We start from the raw sequence: 541 nt of genomic DNA, 5'->3' as shown, positions 1-541 counted from the left end.
TAACCGCAGTTTCAATATCTTTAACATGTTGGTCTAGCTTATCTACCTTATGATCAACCTCGTTGACCTTCTCGTTCGTCTCCCATAGCTGACCTCCATTCACTACTTCTTGCGAACCTTTTTCAACCTTGCCACCCAAAACATTCGTAATCTTACTCGAAGCTCCCTTATGACTAGCATCATACGACCCGGCTTCTTCATTCCAATGCAAACTATTCGTATCTATATTGTTAGAAACCTCTTTAATACGGTCGTTGATAAGCGTCATACTCTCACTAACACCTTCAAAGGCACCTGCAACATCATTATAGTTCTTCTTATCTGATAAACTACCATCTGCATTAAAGCGCGCAACCTTGAACTCTGGAGCATGCCATGCGCCACCTTCATAGCTCGCTCCTCCACCTAAATACATCGCTAATGTCTTATTCAAAGAATAAAGCTGGTTGCCCGTAATTGCCTCACTAGACCCTTCAGAAATATCTCCATCTAAAAGTAACTTCAGTTTGCTCTTGCTTCTTGTGTCACCTTGCCCATGAAG

Annotated in this window: 1 pseudogene; it reads right to left on the bottom strand. The window is 42.1% G+C overall.

Features of this window, described 5'->3' with window-relative positions:
• Window positions 1-541: pseudogene (locus ACFIMQ_RS09740) on the bottom strand (hypothetical protein); the annotation flags it as partial.

It is taken from the genome of Bartonella sp. AD13SXNS (assembly GCF_042196465.1).
GTDB lineage: Bacteria > Pseudomonadota > Alphaproteobacteria > Rhizobiales > Rhizobiaceae > Bartonella.
Note: the sequence above shows the minus strand (reverse complement) of the source record. Positions and strands in the feature narration are given on the sequence as shown.